Origin of the sequence: Micrococcus sp. HMSC31B01, from assembly GCF_001816085.1 — a bacterium.
GTDB lineage: Bacteria > Actinomycetota > Actinomycetes > Actinomycetales > Micrococcaceae > Micrococcus > Micrococcus luteus.
The window spans coordinates 1-765 of sequence record NZ_KV824994.1; the positions used below are offsets into that span (position 1 = coordinate 1).

General features: G+C 73.3%; 2 pseudogenes. One reads left to right on the top strand and one right to left on the bottom strand.

Going from position 1 to position 765, the window contains the following annotated elements:
- Positions 1-355: pseudogene (locus HMPREF3105_RS02935) on the bottom strand (hypothetical protein); the annotation flags it as partial.
- 81 nt (positions 356-436) lie between these two features.
- Between HMPREF3105_RS02935 and HMPREF3105_RS02940 the strand changes: the two are divergent.
- Positions 437-765: pseudogene (locus tag HMPREF3105_RS02940) on the top strand (hypothetical protein); the annotation flags it as partial.

The following is a 765-nucleotide window of genomic DNA, read 5'->3' on the forward strand; positions in this document are numbered from 1 at the left end:
CGATGCCGCGCAGCACCGTCCCCCAGCCGGCCGCGGCGAGCTCGGGCGCGACCGCGGCCCGGGTCAGGTCGGCCTCCACGGCCGCCACGCAGTCCACCGCGACGATCGCCGACCCCGAGCCGTCGACGTGCACGCCGACCCAGCCCTGGCCCACCGTGTGCACCACGCCGTCCACGACCTCGCCCCAGGCCAGGTGGAGCCGGACCTGCCGCCCTCGGGCTCCGCGCAGACGGTCCACCAGGGACAGCGCCATCCACTCCGCTCGGGTCAGCTCCGCGGCCTCGGCCACCGTCTCCTGCCAGCCGAGGTCGACCCAGTGCGCCTCCAGGTCGTCGAAGAGTCCGTTCCACCGCATGCGCTCAGCATAGGAGGCTCGGTGTCGAGCGCCAGCCATCATCAAACATCATCAAACATCACTCTTGACACCCATCCGGCCATGCAGTTCACTGTGGTCATCATCACCGGCCTGATCGCGGGATCGCGGCCGGACGGACGCACAGGAGGGGAATCCATGGAGCGCTCGACATCACCGGCCGGCCCGGCCCCGACCCGTCCGGTCGACGCGGCGGACGCCGTCGGCCTCACCGTCCTGCTTCTGGCCGGACCCGGTCTGCTCGCCTGTGCCGCGGCGCTGCTGCAGACGGGCACCAGCGCGCCGGCGGCGGAACTGACCCGTGTGCTGGGCCTCGGCGCCGGTCTCGCCGGGCTCGGACTGCTCGCGTGGTGGGCGGTGGGCCTGACCGGGCTGGCGCTCGTCGCGCTGGG